1 protein-coding gene is annotated in these 635 nt (G+C 46.3%); it reads right to left on the reverse strand.

The features are described 5' to 3' along the window. On the reverse strand, window positions 1-635 hold a 635-nt coding region (locus tag ACWHAR_RS28610), incomplete at both ends, for a phosphoenolpyruvate carboxykinase (ATP) (protein ID WP_452088641.1).

Consider the following 635-nt stretch of genomic DNA (forward strand, 5'->3'; position numbering starts at 1 on the left):
CCGACAGGGTGGTCTTGCCTGTTCCTGACAGTCCGAAGAAAAGGGCGACATCGCCTTTTTCACCGACATTGGCGGAGCAGTGCATAGATAAAATATCTCTTTCAGGCAGCAGGAAATTCATAATGGAGAAAATGGACTTCTTCATTTCACCGGCATACTCAGTTCCGCCGATTAAAATTGTCCGCTTTTCGAAAGAGACAATAATAAACGTTTCGGAATGAGTGCCATCTGTTTTTGGATCCGCTTTGAAGTGCGGAGCAGAAAGAATGGTGAACGGCTGCTCAACTGTTTTCTTATCATTTCCTTCCGGACGGATAAACAGCTGCCGCGCAAATAAATTGTGCCATGCGAACTCATTTACGACAGTGATCGGCAGCCTGTATTTCTCGTCTGCTCCGGCAAATCCTTCGAAAACAAACAGTTCATCTCGCTCCTTTAAATAGCTGACAACTTTCGTATACAGCCGCTCAAACGCTTCTTCTGAAATGGGCTGATTCACCGGGCCCCAATCGATCTTATTTTTCGTGCTTTCTTCCTCCACGATGAATTTATCTTTAGGTGAGCGTCCTGTGTAAGCGCCTGTTGTCGCGCGAACAGCACCTGTGGATGTTAAAATGCCTTCGTTTCGGGAAAGT

It is taken from the genome of Bacillus sp. LR--39 (assembly GCF_053613335.1).